Origin of the sequence: Pseudobutyrivibrio ruminis CF1b, assembly GCF_000424005.1 — a bacterium.
In the GTDB taxonomy this organism is placed as follows: Bacteria; Bacillota; Clostridia; order Lachnospirales; family Lachnospiraceae; genus Pseudobutyrivibrio; species Pseudobutyrivibrio ruminis_C.
In genome coordinates this window covers 137,949-153,549 of the sequence record NZ_AUJB01000008.1, presented here as the reverse complement: position 1 = coordinate 153,549, position 15,601 = coordinate 137,949, and the positions used below count along the sequence as shown (strand labels likewise).

The following is a 15,601-nucleotide window of genomic DNA, read 5'->3' as shown; positions in this document are numbered from 1 at the left end:
CTCCTCATACAAAATCAGCAGGTTACTATTGATAACATAGTGAATTATATGACAGAAATTTCTCTTATTCTGTATCATCTTTGAAGAATGAAATCTCTTCATTAAGCTTAACAGCAATATCCTTCAAATCATCAGCCGAATTTGCAAGGCTTGAAACTGTAGCTGAAAGCTCCTGAACAGAAGCACCTGTTGTCTCTGATGATGCAGCATTCTCTTCTGAAATTGCTGAAAGAGATGACATTGCATCAGAAACAATATCATTAGAAGATACACAGGTCTCAGCCCCTCCTGCAATCTCCTTAACACCATCAACAGTTCCGTTGATATCCTCAATCATGCCATTAACTGATTCAAGTGTTCCACCGATAGCTTCCTGCTGCTCTAAGTTGCCCTGCTTAACAAGGTTAGCTGCTGCAACGGCTGCCTCAGACTGCTTAAGCAGAATATCCATCTGAGTTCTGATATCCTGAGCCATACTATCTGAATCATCAGCAAGCTTTCTGATTTCCTCGGCTACAACTGCGAAGCCCTTACCAGCTTCACCAGCACGAGCTGCCTCGATTGAAGCATTAAGTGAAAGAAGGTTTGTCTGTGAAGCAATGCCTGAAATTCCTTCTACGCTCTCATTGATACTTGTAACCGCATCCTTTGTAGCTGAAATTGTTCTGGCGATTTCTTCAATCTTCTCTGTCATATCACTACTTGAATCCTGAAGATTAAGAAGTGATTTACTTGAGGTCTGTGAAGCTTCCTTCATCTTACCTGCAAGACTTTCCATGTTATCTGTAGAGTTCTGTACTCCTGTTACAGCATCTGTAATCTTACCAACATTTTCCGCTGCTTCCTGAATCTCCTCAGCCTGCTGAACAGCTCCTGTTGCGATTTCCTGAACGGCTGTTGCAACAGTATCTGTTGTAGAAGCAATCTGATTTGCCATATCAGCCAAATCCTCAGAAGATGTTGTAACTGTGGCAGCTGAATGCTTAATAGCAGAAACAATATCACCTAATTTATCAATAACGGAATTGGTACTTCGAACAATCTCTCCAAATTCATCCTTACGACCAACATATCCATCAATTTTCTTAAAACGACCATCTGCAAGTTCTGTAATTGTATTTGTAACAGCAAGGATTGGGTTTGTAAAACTTGTTGCCATAACAAGGGAAATAACTATAGCTACAAGTAAAAGGATAATTCCAATAATAACTACTAAAAAAGCAGCCTTGTTAGCCTCGCCCATAATTTCCTGTTCCTGCTTTGCAACAATAACAGAATATCCAGTTATAGGCTCTTTTACCCATGAATTATAAGTGTTAACTCCACTAAATGCCTGCTCAAATAAACCACTAGACTCAGAAGAAGTACAGAACTCTCCTGAACTCATGTCGTATTCCTCTTCTGCAGCGATATCAAACTGGGCATGAGCAGCCATAATACCATTCTGATCAACGATGTAACCATCACTAATATTATTTGCTAAAAATTCATGGAGTACAGTCAGGTCAATACTTCTCTGACACTCACCGATAACCTGTCCTGCCTCACTGAAAATAGGAACAGCAATAATAGCTACTCTGGCACCTGAAGATTTACTTACGATAACACCTGAGACAGCAGGCTTTCCTGTAGTGGTTGCTCTCTGGAAGAATTCACGGTCGGCTATATTAACACAATCACCACCGTCAGTTCTAAGAATTTGGTCACCTGAAAGTAATGTCAGAACAACACTATCATTTCCATCATTAATTATGGTATTAATCTGAGCCATATGTGCCTGAATAGCAGCAGGTGGAATATTACTTCCTTCTCTTCCGTAATACTCCATAAAATTCTGGGTACTTGGTGCTGTGGCAAACATCTGGAGTGAATCAACATTCTCTTTTATAATCTCTTCATATTCAGTTTCTACAAACTTAGCTGTAGTATCAAGCAATTCCAAAGCATCGTTCTTTGCCTTGTTAGTTGATGATACATAACTAATAACAATAGCAACAATCAGTGGTACTGCCACAAGCATTGCCATAATGCAAATTAGTTTGGTCTTTACACTGTCTTTCGCCTTAATCCCAGACTGATTCTTCGGATTCATTGTTTTTGGTTTCTTTGCCATGTTCCCTCTCCTTTACTGAAAAGCAGCCCCATCGCACACCACAAAGGAATTATACGACAAATATATGTTTAAATGGTTAAATTTCTGAAAACTCTATAAAAATAAGGGATTCCATTTCTGGAATCCCGTTTCTTGTCCACTAAACTATGTATTTTTCAAAAAAGGCCACCTCATCCTGATTAATCTGCTTGGCCTCAGCAAGGTTCATATTTACATGGCAAACATGTCCCATGTACTCTTGTCCTTCCTTGCCATAGCATTTGCAGACAGAATCCACGCCTTTTTTCTGAAGGAACTGATGCATAGGCTCTGCATTTCCCCTTAAGAAATCATAGTATGAAGTCATAATGTATGAAGGTGGATAATCCTTTGTGATGTGACCTAGTACGTCAATCTGTTTTGTAAGTCCTGATGTATCTTTACCAAGATACATTTTATATATATCCTTATTCATCTTAGCCATTGGGCCTTCTGCTGAATTAGGATCAAATTTATACATTCCACAATTCAAGCCGATAGCTCTAATCTTAAGTTCCTTTGGTACCGTAAATGCGAATTCCTTTTCGAAGTCTGGATTGGTAGCTATTGCCGCATAGTGACTGCACATCTGTGCCCCAGCAGAATCACCTACCAGAAATACATTATTAATATCTATGTGATATTCCTCACCATTCTTTACTACCCACTCCATCACCTGATTAATCTCTGTAAGCTGAGATGGGAACTTGGCCTTTGGAGCCAGGTGATAATTGAAATTCACAAAAGTATATCCCAGGCCAGCCAGATATACACCATAGTGTTTATAAATCTCCTTTGTACCATATATGTATCCACCGCCATGAATACTTATGATTGTAGGCTGAACCCCTTCTGTATGCTTCTCATAATAAACATCCAAAAGATTCCATTCATCCCCATTATTAAGGTAATTAATATCTCTGTCCATGTGGATATTATCAGGCACAACAAGATTAGCATCTCTCTTTGCGTCTGATTTCTTAGCCATATGCTTAAACATAAAAGTCTGAAATGACATAGCTTTCTTCCTCCCAAATACATTGAATATATTATATCAAATAATACTCAATAACTATATGCATATTAATATTCTGTTTATATGAAGTTAAATCATAATGAATCACGCCAATCAAATTTGTATGGCTGAGCAACACCACCACACTCAGCTAAACGCTCCTCATAACTTTTATGTGCTGGTGTTGTAATCAAATCCTTGGGTTCACAATTTAGAACCTCGCATAATGCAAGAACTGTATTTGCTGATGCCTTCCCCAAATCTTTTGCACCTATCTCATACTGTTGCAATGTTCTAAGATTTACATTTGCCTCTCTAGCCAACTGGCTCTGCGATAACCCCCAGAATTTTCTATAAGCTTGTAAACGTCTTACACCAGATATGTTAACAGTAGGTTCGTTTGCTTTTTTATTAATTAATTCCACCATTTGTTCCTCATCCATTTCATGATATGGATTGTAATGATTATATATTTCCTGTAGAGTCATTATATTTTGTATTTCTTTAAATGTCTTTCCTGTAACCCACTGATAATATGCAAGCACCCATCCTGCCCAATATTCTGAACCGGGAGCTGAATAGTATGAATCGGATGCAAGAACTTTTGATGGACCAAATATTCTATATACAATTTCATCCACTAACTCAGTTCCTGATTTTCCAACAATATATTTAGGATTTCCTATTTCAAACTGATGCGATACGCCTGATGTAATGAATAAGTTCATGAATGAATTTAACTCAAATCTATAGATAAAACGGGCAACCTCCACAGCCTCAGCCAAATTACTCATTGCATCATTCAAATACATTTGATTATAAGGATGTGCCATTTTCTCTCTCCTCTCTCATTAAATCCAAAATAAAAGTGCCCTCTTTATCTAATGATCTGGTAATATAGTTGAAATCACTCCTTGCCTTATTATCCCTGGATTTTTTTAGAGGATAATAATCAGAACTAGCCACCTCAATATATTCTTTAAAAATAAGCTTTGAAAAGGCTTTTTCACTCTGAATAAAATACTGTTCACCAAGCTCACCTAGATACATCGCCCTTTCCAACTGGGCAATACTAATTGAGTTAGCTATAAATGCCCTTGCAAAAGAAAAATATGAATCATCTGCTCTATAACCAATTATCGCGTCATAACCAGATATATCTATGTGATAATGTTTCTTCAAAAAATCCAAACCATCCTCTGCTACTGGACCGTTCATTCGCATAGTCCTATGTTCAAGTAAAATTGTTAGCCAATGCAAAATAGAATATTTGTCATCGTTCAGATTTAAAATCTTTAGACCTGACAAATCTATTTCATATGTATTTACATATCCATCAAAGTCTTCATCTACAGCCCACTCTTTAGCCAGCTCTATATGTTTAGTGCAGTAAAAGCCCTGACCATAATCATTATGAATTTTTCCTCCCTTATACTCAGGCTTTTCTATTATCATTTGTGAGCCATGATAAAGACGTATTTTTGACATTGTTATCCTCCTATACTTCTGTGGAAGTATATATATTATAACTCCACAGAAGTATAAAATCAATTTAACAATAAAAATAACCGCCTGCACGGCGGCTATCTCCTTTTTATTTCTCCATTATAGAATTCATCATCTCCAGCTTCTGCTGTGCTGAATATATAAGCTCCGCTGCCTGAAGGAGCTCATCCTCAAAATCGATTTCCATAGCATCCAGCGAATCTAAATTGCCAGATAAAGATTCATAGCTGCATTGTACATCCTAAGTATAGGATCAATGGTGTGAGAAAACTCATCTTCCATAGCAGCTATTCGAGCCATATTATTTTCGTATGAATTCCCTATGGAAACAATCTCCGTAACGGAAATCGTTTCGTCCATTATCATTTCCTTTTCCATACTTATATGGTAAAGGTTTAATGTGACGAATACCATTAAATAACTCTTAAATATTTCTTAACTTTTTCTGAAGACCAGGTGAAAATCTATTACTTTTTGTTTTTAACTGCTTTAAGCTGCTCGTTAAAATCTATGCCTTTTTTATGCTGAACTTCTTTATCTTTATACAGCAATGCGTCTGCTTCTACTAAAATCTGCTCACCGGTCATATCAGGTGAAACGCAATTAAAAATACCTAAACTAAATGATACAGGATAATCCAATCCGCTCTTTCGCTTCAAAACATCTTCTAGTCTTTCTCGCAAGTCTGTGGCCAGATTTTTATCTTTACCTGCCACAATAAATTCATCTCCACCCCATCTGGCAATCACTGCATCGTTACCTTTAAAGGTATCTTTTAATGCATGGGAAAATGCTATCAAGGCTCTGTCTCCCTCGTCATGACCTAAAATGTCGTTGATGCTTTTAAAATAATCCAAATCCACCATAATAACTGTCAAAGGATTATCTTCACTACATGATTGCAATTCATTGTGAATATATTCTTTTAATCTTCTACGATTATTCAGCTTGGTTAAGGCATCCGTGTAAATCTGTGAATCCTGAAGCTCCACAAACAGCTTGATAACAACAGGAATAACACACAGCTCTATTGCAGGAAGATTTATTAAAAATCCAATAAGCATTCCACTTATGGTAAAGAAAACAATAAACAAAATCTGGCTGCCATATTTTTTCTTTTCCAGTCTGTTCTTAGCTCTTCTTCTGTTTTGTATTGAGATTACAGTGGCCGTTATCAGATATACGTAATCCAAAAACAAGATGAATGAAAGCATAGGATAAAACACTACCATTCCATCCACTATTTCATACACAAAAACATGAAGTGGTGTAAATAGCAAAATGACAACAATTGCCAAAGGAATTAATGCAAGAATATCCCACAATCTCAGTGTTTTTACCTTCTTATTTTTTAACTTTGGATGAATATTCGAAGATACATGAAGAAACCAAAAATAGCAGGCAAGAGACATTACCCCAAAACCAACTGCCACAATAAAATGTACAATTGGTCTTGGGAACATTGTGTAAAATCCATCTCCAATAAGAAGTCGTATATCCACAAGGGCATATATCATGAATGATACAAGCATACCCCTGAATGACATAACTTCTCGTTTGCTACCTATGCTTTCATTGGTTTTTGCGAAAATAATATTCAAGGATACCAGACATACCGCAAGAATCAAAAGTATGAACGGTTTAATCTGTGACTCCAACTGTACTATCATAATCATGCCTCCATGAGAAATACACAATGCTCATGGTAGCATTTTACCAAGAATATATTTAAGAAATGTGACGTAAGAATAAAACTCTTTTATCCCTTTACGCCGCCAAGTGTAATGCCTTTTACAAAGTACTTCTGTACAAATGGATACATAATGATAATCGGCAAAATACCTACAGTAGCCATTGCCATTCTGACTGATGCAAGAGGAATAGCCGATAATCCAGCATTGGCATTCTGTACATTTGAGCTGGACTGTGACAGGAACTGGATATTCTGCATCATCCTGTTAAGAAGGTTCTGAACAGAATAAAGCTCCGTTCTCTTGGTTATGTAAATGTAACCATTCATCCAGTCATTCCAGTAACCAATACCTGCAAAAAGCGCTACCGTTGCCATAATAGGTTTTGACAATGGAACCACTATCTTGAAAAATGTCATAGTCTGTGATGCCCCATCAATGTATGCTGCATCTAAAATTTCTGACGGAATACTTGATACAAAATATGATTTCATCAGCATAATATTAAATGCATTCATCATCAAACCTGGGAACAACAATGCAAAGAAGGTATTTTTCAAATTAAAAATATTCGTATATACCATATATGTAGGAACAAGTCCTCCATTAAACAACATGGAAAATACGATTGCAAATGTAATCCACTTCTTTCCTGGCAAATCTTTTATGGAAATCGCGTAGGCAAGCATAGTTGTAATAGCCAGTGATAGGCAGGTTCCTACTGTGGTAAGGACAACAGAAACACCGTATGCTCTTATAACAGAATTGCCTGTGTTGAAAATGTATTCGTATGCATATGTAGATAATTTGCTTGGGATAAATTTGTATCCCTCAGCTATCAAAACATCGTTATCTGTAAAAGAACTCATCAACATTAAAATCATAGGGAGTATTGCAAGTAACGATAAGATGATAAGTACTACGTGAGCAAAAATCTGAAATTTCTTTTCGTCTTTCATTTATCTTCTCCTCCCTTAAAATAATGCGCTGTCAGGATTAATTCTTCTGACAGAATAATTAGCAGCCAAAATCAAAATAAATCCAACGATAGACTGATACAAACCAGCCGCAGCAGACATGGACATATCACCAAGCTCCAACAATCCTCGGTAGACGTAAGTATCGATTGTATTTGTTACAGCAAATAGGGAGCCCTGATTCTGTGGAACCTGGTAGAACAGTCCAAAATCTGAATAGAAAATTCTTCCTACTGCAAGCAGTGTCATCATAATTACTGTTGGCTTTAGCAAAGGTATTGTAATTTTCTTTATCTGCATCCATTTGCTTGCGCCATCAATAGCTGCAGATTCATAAATGCCTCTGTCTATTCCCAAAATAGTTGATATGTAAATGATGGAATTGTATCCGATTACCTTCCACGCATTTACGAATGTCAGGAAAAACGGCCAGTATTTCTTTTCCATATACCACTGTACTGGATCTGCCCCAAACAATGGAAGTATTGTATTATTAATGAAACCATTGTCGTTAGACAAAAATCCATATACCAGGTAACTTACGATAACCATTGAAACCATATATGGCAAAAGAATAAGACACTGATAAACCTTCTTCCATTTTGATGTCATCTCTGCGATCAATATGGCCACAAACACTGCCAGTATCGTATTTACGATAATAAATGCAAGATTATAACATATGGTATTTCTGGTAATTACAAAGGCATCTCTCGTTGCAAAGAGATATTTAAAGTTTTTAAAACCTACAAAATCCGAACCAAATATACCCTTTCTGGCATTATATTTTTTAAATGCCAAAATCAATCCTGGAAGGGGCATATAGTTATTTATAAACAGATAAATTAATCCTGGAAGCGCCATGATATAGATCGGAAAATACTTCTTCAGACGCCTCTTCAGATTTTTCTTTTCATTTTCACTTTTAGTCTTCCCACTCATGTCTTCACCATCTTCTTCTAATAATAGAGCCGGCTATATTTCAGCCGGCTCATAATTACTACTATTTAATACCGTTCTCTGCTGCCCATTCATCAAGTGCTGCCTGCTTAGCATCCATATAATCCTGAAGTCCTGCAGCATATAAAGCATCATTAAGTTCCTTCAAGCCAGTCTTAGGATCAACGAAGCCGTATACAACCTGTCCACTGAACTCTTCGTATGCATTCTTAAGAGCTGTAAACTCAGCTGAGTAATCTGTATTGTCCCATGTAAATCCAAGAGCCTTTGACTTAACTGCACAGTTATCATTGAAATCAGCTGTCTGCTGACCAACATCGATTGGGTCACCTTCCCAAACGTGAGCTGCATACTGGTTAGGCATCATCCAAAGTACGTTTGGATAGTACTCAGAATTGTCTGCGTTTACACCGTCTGCCCAGTTGATAGATGTGTCAGAATTTACCTTATACTCAACACCTTCCTGGCCCCAGCAAACAAGATTTGCAACTTCTGGATCTGTGTAAAGAGCTGTTAACACCTGCATAGCTGCAATTGGATCCTCTGTTGACTGATTGATACACCAAGGGAATGATGATACTGCTGATGATGACATAAATGCTTCGCCAACATCAAAAATTGTCATGTCTCGACCACACTCTCCGTTAATCTGATTCTGATAAGCTGGCTTGCTCTGTGACATCATAGCCATGAAAGAACCTGACTTGATTCTTGCAGAAGCACCTGTCTTATCACTCATAGCATCGCCTGAAATATATCCAGCCTGATTCCATGCGTAAGCTCTTTCAGCCCACTCTTTAAATAAATCTGACTCATATACATTTTCAATCTTAAGGCTGTTAGCTGGATCAAGGAGTGTTCCGTAATAATCACCAGCTACGTTATCAACACAGCTTCCCTGAGTTAAAAGGTTGTCCTGTGTAGAGAAAACTGTCTTATCTGGGAATGCCTTGTGGATTGCTGCGAAGATTTCATCCACATCATCCCATGTTGCTTTGTAATATCCCAGCTCATCCTTTTCAAATTTAGAAACATCATATCCAGCACCCTCGAGATATTCTGTACCTACGAGAATTGTAGCTGTCTGAATAGCGTAATCCTTAATAGGTGGAACACCGTATAAAACGCCGCCTACTCGGCATGCATCCAGATAATCTGCTCTAATTAAATTTTTAAGCTCTGCACCGTAAGTAGCAAGTAAATCGTCTTCCTCCAGGTCTAATGTGTAACCATTGTTAACACATGTCATGTATCCTGGTCCGCAAGTTGAGAACAGATCAACCTGCTCACCTGATGAAAGCATAAGCTTAATATCATCACTGTAAGCAGCTGAATCAATAATCATCAATTCAACATCAAGTCCAAGTGTCTCACGTGTGTGCTCACTGATTGCCTCGTTAATTCTGTCGATTCCTGCAGGTGCTCCTGTCCAATCAAAGAAGGAAACAATAACCTTCTGATATTCACCTGTTTCTTCAGCCTTTGCTTTTCTGGCATCGATAACTGCCTGTGCAACATCTGCACCATTAGCCTTAGCCTCTTCAGCTACCTGTGCACTCTCTGTTGCAGAATCGCTGCTGGCACTTCCACAGCCAAAAAGTGTTGCTGCCATAGATGCAATGAGCATCGTAGACATAAAGCGTTTTCTTAAACCCATTCCTTTCTCCTCCATTCGTGTTCTCTAATATATATTTTTATTATTCCCCTCGATACTCCAACGCCTAATTGGTGTATCGTTTTACCTTATGTAAATTATTATATTTTTCGAAATCAATATAGTCAATTGTGTATTTTCCCGTTAAAATGCATAATAATTTGTTATGTTTTCACAAATTGTTCGTAAATTAACAAAATCGTTTCACTAATATCGGGCAAAAAAAATAAAGGGCTTACCCTTATTTCTCAGGTAAACCCAATAGTTTTTACTTTGTTATTCTATTTTTAGAACTGATTCTCGTTCAATCAATTCTCCTGCGATACTGAAATGAACAGGCTTATTCTCTTCATTATTATCTTTGCTTTCACACTTATTGATAAGCCATGTAGTAGCTGCATCTCCCAGCTCCACCAATGCTAGAGGCACTGTAGTAAGTGTAGGATATAAAAGCCATGAAACCTCGTGGTTGTCATAACCAATAACTGATATATCCCGTCCAGGCTTCAAATTTCTTTCCTGTAGATATTGGTAAACTCCAGATGCAATCAAATCCGACAGACAAAGCACAGCTGTAATATCCATTCCATCCAGCTGCTTCATGCCATTGTAGCCACCCTCTTTATTCCAGGTCTGGTACATAACCATAGATGGATTAAACAGCTCTCCCACCTCAAACATTGCACGCTGAATGCCTCGCAATCTGTTGACGGTATGAGGACTGGATGGCTCTCCTGCTATTATTCCTATATTTCTGTGCCCCATTGAATAAAGATACTTATAGGAGATATATCCACCTTTTTCATCATCAAGCTTAAAGCTTGGAATGGTTTCGTCAGAAGAATTGGCATAGACGATAACAAATGGAATATTCTCCGGTCTTCTGTCTATATCTACAACATGTTCATAGCCGGCAATATAGACAATTCCATCTACATTGATGGCTTCCATTTTGTTAATAGCTGGCTCCAGTGATGCCTGAAGCATAGCCTTATCGTTCATCCAGCCATCGCTCCATCTGCCAAAGAGCCTCATGTTTTCGATAACTACACTATACCCAAGTTCTTCGGCCTTCTTCATAAGGCCTTCTACAATAGGTGCAGTAGAAAAGATAATCAGATCTTCCACGATAACACCAATTGTCTTAGTGGAAGTGGCTCTCAGGTTCTTAGCCAGATAATTAGGCTTGTAACCTGTCTCCTTCACCACCTTCATAATCCTTTGGTATACTTCTGCACTGACCTTATTAGTCCTGCCATTCAATACATTAGATACGGTAGAAATGGATACGTTGCAAAGCGCAGCAATATCCTTGATAGTAATAGAATTCTCCATTGCTTTTCTAGGCATATTATACTTCCCCCAAGTAAAACTTTACCATTTTTATTCATAATTCTAACATAAAGTTAAAAAATGTAAACATTTCGGCCGCTAAAACGTTTTACTTATGTGCGTTATACCTCAAAATGTGTTATTATGGTACACATGTTGGATAATCACGGTATAGTTAAGTTGTGATTTATCTATTGTTATTGGAGGATATTGTGAAGAATTATAAAGATCTTGATTATAAACAGAAGGTAGCACTGGGCGAGAAGCGTCGCAAAATGAGAGTTTTAAAGCGCAGACTTCTTATCGGTGGTGTTACTGTTGCTGTTATTTCACTTGGTGTGGGCGGTTTTGTTTTTGCCCAAAAGCTTTCCACTGATATGGAGGAAGAAGAAATTGTTGCTTACGAGCAGCCAGAGCCAACACCCGTTGTGGAAGCTGAGCCAACACCAGAGCCTATAGATTATGGCGATGTAAAAATCGAAGTTGTTGTTAACGAACCTACCGAAGAAGAAAAAGCTGCAGAATTAGAAAAAAAGAAAGCTGAAGAAGCAAAGAAAGCCGAGGAAGCTAAAAAGGCTGAGGAGGCTAAGAAAGCTGAAGAAGCAAAAAAGGCTGAAGAAGCTAAAAAAGCCGAAGAAGCCAAGCTTTTAGAGGAACAAAAGAAAGCTGAACAGGAAGCACTTGAAAAAGCCGAGAAGGAAAAAGCCGCACAGGCCGAAGCTGCAAAGGCAAATCAGGGTTCAAATGCAAGAAAGGTAATAGATGTTTCTGTATATCAGGGTTCTATTGATTGGGCTCAGGTAGCTGCATCTGGTATCGATAGTGCCATTATCCGTGTGGGACTTAGAAAATCTACTACTGGAGAGATTTTAGAAGACGGAAATGCTAAAGCCAACTTACAGGGCGCCATCAATAACGGTATCAAAGTAGGTGTTTACTTCTTCTCCACTGCCACCACTCAGGAGGAGGCTGTGACAGAGGCAAATTGGGTTGCAGATTATATTTCTGGCTATTCTATTTCACTTCCAGTTGTATATAACTGTGAGAACTACGAAAAACCTACCAGCAGACAGTACAACCTTTCAAAGGATGAACGAAGCAACATTGCGATGGCATTTCTTGCTCAGGTACAAAGCCGTGGATATACACCAATGTTTTATGCTAATCGATATGAACTTTTAAATAATGCAAAATGGAATATTTCTCAGATTGAGCAGAATTATATGGTATGGCTGGCATGGTATAGCAAGGACCTCTCCACATTGGAATCAGGTCCAAGCTATAGCGGAAAATGCTCTATGTGGCAATACACAGATAAAGCAGTTGTTCCAGGTGCACCAAAGCCAGTTGATATGTCTGTAGCTTACTACTAAAACTATTTTCTATTATTTTCAATCCACTTAACAGCGAAATCTACCAGGTCACGTTGAGCCATACATCTTAGCTCACCGTGACCTAATTTTATTTTGTTAACAACATGCTCTTCTTCAAAGGCATGTCCAATCTCAATAAAATCCTCGCCATCTACAAACAACGTCTCGTATGATTTCCAGACACGTTTTCCATCTTCCATCACAGCGCTGTGCTCAATGGTGTTGTGCTTGCTATCGTATTCAGCTCTCACATCTGCCAAATGAATAGATGTGTTCTTGTCATAATCCACACCTATAAGCAGCACCTTTCCACCCAATTTATAAAGCTTTCCTACTGGCGAATCATCCCCAAAAATATCACATAAGTCATGATTCTCTGTGATATATCTGGCATGCTTTCCCCACGCTGCAACGGACCTGGCAGGATGATCACTTCGAACAGCTCCTGGCCATTTTCTAAACATCTCAGCAACTGCGCCCATGGTATTTGTAGGGGTAATATTTTTGTCATAGGCTGGCCAGTGCTGGCGTATCAAATCCCAGTACTGCTCATCTACATCCCAGTGTACTCCTGTCGCAGGATCAAGATTCTTCCATGACTGAGTTGGCATTATAATGGTACCCTCTTGGCCAACTACGTCTATCAGTGCTTCAATAATAGTCTGGGCACCTCCACAAACATATCCTATATGACTTAAAGATGTGTGGACCATAACAGCATCACCTGCAGTCAGACCCACGTTTCTTAAAGCATCTATGATTTCATTTTTCATAACCGGTTTCATAATTATCCCCCTAATGTCTTAGCCCTTTACTGCTCCCTCTGCTATGCCATTAACCATGTTTTTCACAAGGGCAAAATACAAAATAACAATAGGAACTGCAATAAACACACTGCCTGCTGCAAACCTGGCAAATTCAGTTTCATCAAGACTCATAAGCCCTACTGCCACTGTGTATAAGTCCTTTTCCTTCAGTAAAAGCTTTGGCAAAATGAAATCCGACCATGGCCATGTGAAAGAAGTCAGTGCCGTATATACGATAATAGGCTTTGCCAATGGTAAATTGATTTTCCAAAATATCTGAGCAGAATTTGCTCCATCTATTTTTGCCGCCTCATCTATGGCCTTTGGGATGGTGTCAAAAAATCCCTTTTGTGTCAGATATCCCATTGGTGCGCCAGCTGCATAGATTAAGATAAGCCCCCAAATCTGATTAATCAAACCAAACTGTGTCATCAAAATATACACTGCTGTCATTCCCATAAAGGATGGAAACATGCCAAGAACCATTGTCGTTTTCATCATTGGTTTTCTTGCTTTAAACTCAAATCTCGACATGGTATATGCTGTAAGAATTGTGAGAAATGTTCCTAAAATACAACTTCCTACTGCCACAAAGAAAGTATTGAAAAACCATCTTGGGTAATTGTACATTGTAGTGTCGGTAAATAATTTCTTAAAAGTATCTATGCTGTAGGTGCTTGGAAAGAACCCTTCAAAGGAATAGATACTTCCTGATTTTGAAAATGAGGCCAACACTATCCAAAGGCATGGGAAGAAAAATACAAATCCCACAGCTATAAGAAGGGCATATGTCCACAATGCATCTACGACTTTGACAACGCTATGCTTTTTTATCATTGGAACGTATCCTCCTCTTTAAATGATGGTGAATTCACATAAACCAAAAGTGAAATCACAGAAGTGATAATAAAGATTATCAAACTGATAGCTGCACCTATGCAGTAATAGTTGTTATCAATTGAAAGATTATAAAGCCAGTTTATTAACAAATCTGTATCACTTGCCAGGAAATATCCATCCAGATATAATCCGCCTCTAAGGAAATAGAAGATTCCAAAATTATTGAAATTTCCAATGAACTGTCCCAGCAATACTGGCATGGTGGCAAAAAGCATAAATGGTAAAGTCAGCTTTTTAAACTGCTGAAAAGGAGTGGCACCATCTATTTTTGCTGCCTCATATAAAGACATATCTCTGTTTGACAAATGGCCTGTGGCCAACAGCATAATGGATGGAACACTTATCCAACAATTAACCAAAAGACCTATCAGTCTTGCTATCCACTTGGCATCCAAATCTAAAAATCCAATTGGCACACCGCCTGCACTTTTAATCATATGATTTATAGGGCCACCATATGAAAACATAAACTTAAAGGCCAACAGTGTAATAAATCCAGGGATAGCATAAGCTAAAACTGGAAATGCTCTGAAAAATGCTTTTCCCTTTACACAATCTTTATTTAATAACAGGGCCAGACCTATTCCGGCAAAATAATTAAGTGTTGTAGAAACCACTGCCCATAAAATATTCCAGCCCAATATTCTAATAAAGGTGGGCGCAAACTTTGAGAGTGTAAGTATCTTTTTAAAATTATCCACCCCAACCCAGTCTACAAGCTCGGGCGGAACTACGCTTCCACCATAATTAGTAAATGATATAAGTATCATAAATATAATTGGAAGAATATTAAAAATGCATACTCCAATCACAGGTAAAACCAATACAGTCACATAGAATTTTCTATCTACTAATCCCTTTAGCTCATCAATAAATCCCTTTGGCTGCTTTCCTGAAATTATCGTATTTTCGATATTAATGACATCCTTTATATTTGTGAAATATATTCCAATAAAAAGAGCCACTATTATCCAGGCAAAGATTCCCATCAGAAGCATAACAACAGAATTATCTCCTGCTATACCAAGCCAGGCGTCAGCCTTTTGAGTTCCCAAAGTAAAAAATCCCTCTATATCATCACAGCCTCTTGAAACCATATATGATATAAATCCAATTTCCAAAAGCAGGAAAATAATACCTTTGGCAATGCACCCATAAAAAATCTGACCGCTACCCATTATCAGCGCCGATAGCTTCACCCGCCATGAGCTGTTTTTTAAAACTCCTATGTGATTTTTAAGTCCTTCTAACATTAT

General features: G+C 38.1%; 14 protein-coding genes. 1 reads left to right on the top strand and 13 read right to left on the bottom strand.

What is annotated here, in order from left to right; genetic code table 11:
* Window positions 1-64: 64 nt before the first annotated feature.
* From G592_RS0103025 to G592_RS15495, 10 genes are all read right to left on the bottom strand, one after another.
* Entirely contained in the window at window positions 65-2,113 is a 2,049-nt protein-coding gene (locus tag G592_RS0103025; protein WP_028246505.1) for a methyl-accepting chemotaxis protein, read from the bottom strand.
* Between the two features lie 139 nt (window positions 2,114-2,252).
* Entirely contained in the window at window positions 2,253-3,149 is an 897-nt protein-coding gene (locus tag G592_RS0103020) for an alpha/beta hydrolase (protein WP_028246504.1), read from the bottom strand.
* A gap of 92 nt (window positions 3,150-3,241) precedes the next feature.
* The gene (locus G592_RS15500) at window positions 3,242-3,979 is read right to left on the bottom strand and encodes a helix-turn-helix domain-containing protein (RefSeq protein ID WP_051194731.1); all 738 of its coding nucleotides are present in this window, start codon (window positions 3,977-3,979) and stop codon (window positions 3,242-3,244) included.
* The gene (locus G592_RS0103010) at window positions 3,963-4,724 is read right to left on the bottom strand and encodes a DUF3990 domain-containing protein (RefSeq protein ID WP_242830140.1); all 762 of its coding nucleotides are present in this window, start codon (window positions 4,722-4,724) and stop codon (window positions 3,963-3,965) included. The genes G592_RS15500 and G592_RS0103010 overlap by 17 nt, the downstream gene beginning before the upstream one ends.
* A 129-nt stretch (window positions 4,725-4,853) precedes the next feature.
* A complete protein-coding gene (locus G592_RS0103000) occupies window positions 4,854-5,012 on the bottom strand; it encodes a hypothetical protein (protein ID WP_155942146.1) in 159 nt (52 codons plus the stop codon).
* Between the two features lie 107 nt (window positions 5,013-5,119).
* Window positions 5,120-6,322: a GGDEF domain-containing protein gene (locus G592_RS0102995; protein WP_028246501.1), complete on the bottom strand. Its 1,203-nt coding sequence runs from the start codon at window positions 6,320-6,322 to the stop codon at window positions 5,120-5,122.
* Window positions 6,323-6,411: 89 nt separating this feature from the next.
* Window positions 6,412-7,302, bottom strand: a complete 891-nt coding sequence (locus tag G592_RS0102990; protein WP_028246500.1) for a carbohydrate ABC transporter permease — start codon at window positions 7,300-7,302, stop codon at window positions 6,412-6,414.
* 15 nt (window positions 7,303-7,317) lie between these two features.
* Complete coding sequence (locus G592_RS0102985) at window positions 7,318-8,262, bottom strand: ABC transporter permease (RefSeq protein ID WP_051194730.1); 945 nt, start codon at window positions 8,260-8,262, stop codon at window positions 7,318-7,320.
* A gap of 61 nt (window positions 8,263-8,323) precedes the next feature.
* Complete coding sequence (locus G592_RS0102980; RefSeq protein ID WP_028246498.1) at window positions 8,324-9,937, bottom strand: ABC transporter substrate-binding protein; 1,614 nt, start codon at window positions 9,935-9,937, stop codon at window positions 8,324-8,326.
* Window positions 9,938-10,210: 273 nt separating this feature from the next.
* Window positions 10,211-11,284 carry a LacI family DNA-binding transcriptional regulator gene (locus G592_RS15495; protein WP_051194729.1) on the bottom strand — a complete coding sequence of 358 codons (1,074 nt, stop codon included), beginning with the start codon at window positions 11,282-11,284 and terminating at the stop codon, window positions 10,211-10,213.
* A gap of 194 nt (window positions 11,285-11,478) precedes the next feature.
* On the opposite strand from G592_RS15495, the gene G592_RS16890 reads away from it, so the two are divergent.
* Entirely contained in the window at window positions 11,479-12,639 is a 1,161-nt protein-coding gene (locus tag G592_RS16890; protein ID WP_051194728.1) for a glycoside hydrolase family 25 protein, read from the top strand.
* A gap of 2 nt (window positions 12,640-12,641) precedes the next feature.
* Here G592_RS16890 and G592_RS0102965 read toward each other — a convergent pair whose 3' ends face one another.
* The 3 genes from G592_RS0102965 to G592_RS0102955 are packed head-to-tail and all read right to left on the bottom strand — an operon-like array spanning window position 12,642 to window position 15,598.
* Complete coding sequence (locus G592_RS0102965) at window positions 12,642-13,424, bottom strand: aminoglycoside N(3)-acetyltransferase (RefSeq protein ID WP_028246497.1); 783 nt, start codon at window positions 13,422-13,424, stop codon at window positions 12,642-12,644.
* An 18-nt stretch (window positions 13,425-13,442) separates the two neighbouring features.
* On the bottom strand, window positions 13,443-14,282 hold the full coding sequence (locus G592_RS0102960) for a sugar ABC transporter permease (RefSeq protein ID WP_028246496.1): 840 nt from the start codon (window positions 14,280-14,282) through the stop codon (window positions 13,443-13,445).
* Window positions 14,279-15,598: a carbohydrate ABC transporter permease gene (locus G592_RS0102955; RefSeq protein WP_028246495.1), complete on the bottom strand. Its 1,320-nt coding sequence runs from the start codon at window positions 15,596-15,598 to the stop codon at window positions 14,279-14,281. The genes G592_RS0102960 and G592_RS0102955 overlap by 4 nt, the downstream gene beginning before the upstream one ends.
* Between the last annotated feature and the right edge of the window lie 3 nt (window positions 15,599-15,601).

Excerpts from the sequence above, each read along its gene's own strand:
- G592_RS0103025 (WP_028246505.1), bottom strand. The coding sequence starts at position 2,113 with ATGGCAAAGAAACCAAAAACAATGAATCCGAAGAATCAGTCTGGGATT.
- G592_RS0103020 (WP_028246504.1), bottom strand. The coding sequence starts at position 3,149 with ATGTCATTTCAGACTTTTATGTTTAAGCATATGGCTAAGAAATCAGAC.
- G592_RS15500 (WP_051194731.1), bottom strand. The coding sequence starts at position 3,979 with ATGGCACATCCTTATAATCAAATGTATTTGAATGATGCAATGAGTAAT.
- G592_RS0103000 (WP_155942146.1), bottom strand. The coding sequence starts at position 5,012 with ATGGACGAAACGATTTCCGTTACGGAGATTGTTTCCATAGGGAATTCA.
- G592_RS0102995 (WP_028246501.1), bottom strand. The coding sequence starts at position 6,322 with ATGATAGTACAGTTGGAGTCACAGATTAAACCGTTCATACTTTTGATT.
- G592_RS0102990 (WP_028246500.1), bottom strand. The coding sequence starts at position 7,302 with ATGAAAGACGAAAAGAAATTTCAGATTTTTGCTCACGTAGTACTTATC.
- G592_RS0102985 (WP_051194730.1), bottom strand. The coding sequence starts at position 8,262 with ATGAGTGGGAAGACTAAAAGTGAAAATGAAAAGAAAAATCTGAAGAGG.
- G592_RS0102980 (WP_028246498.1), bottom strand. The coding sequence starts at position 9,937 with ATGGGTTTAAGAAAACGCTTTATGTCTACGATGCTCATTGCATCTATG.
- G592_RS15495 (WP_051194729.1), bottom strand. The coding sequence starts at position 11,284 with ATGCCTAGAAAAGCAATGGAGAATTCTATTACTATCAAGGATATTGCT.
- G592_RS0102965 (WP_028246497.1), bottom strand. The coding sequence starts at position 13,424 with ATGAAACCGGTTATGAAAAATGAAATCATAGATGCTTTAAGAAACGTG.
- G592_RS0102960 (WP_028246496.1), bottom strand. The coding sequence starts at position 14,282 with ATGATAAAAAAGCATAGCGTTGTCAAAGTCGTAGATGCATTGTGGACA.
- G592_RS0102955 (WP_028246495.1), bottom strand. The coding sequence starts at position 15,598 with ATGTTAGAAGGACTTAAAAATCACATAGGAGTTTTAAAAAACAGCTCA.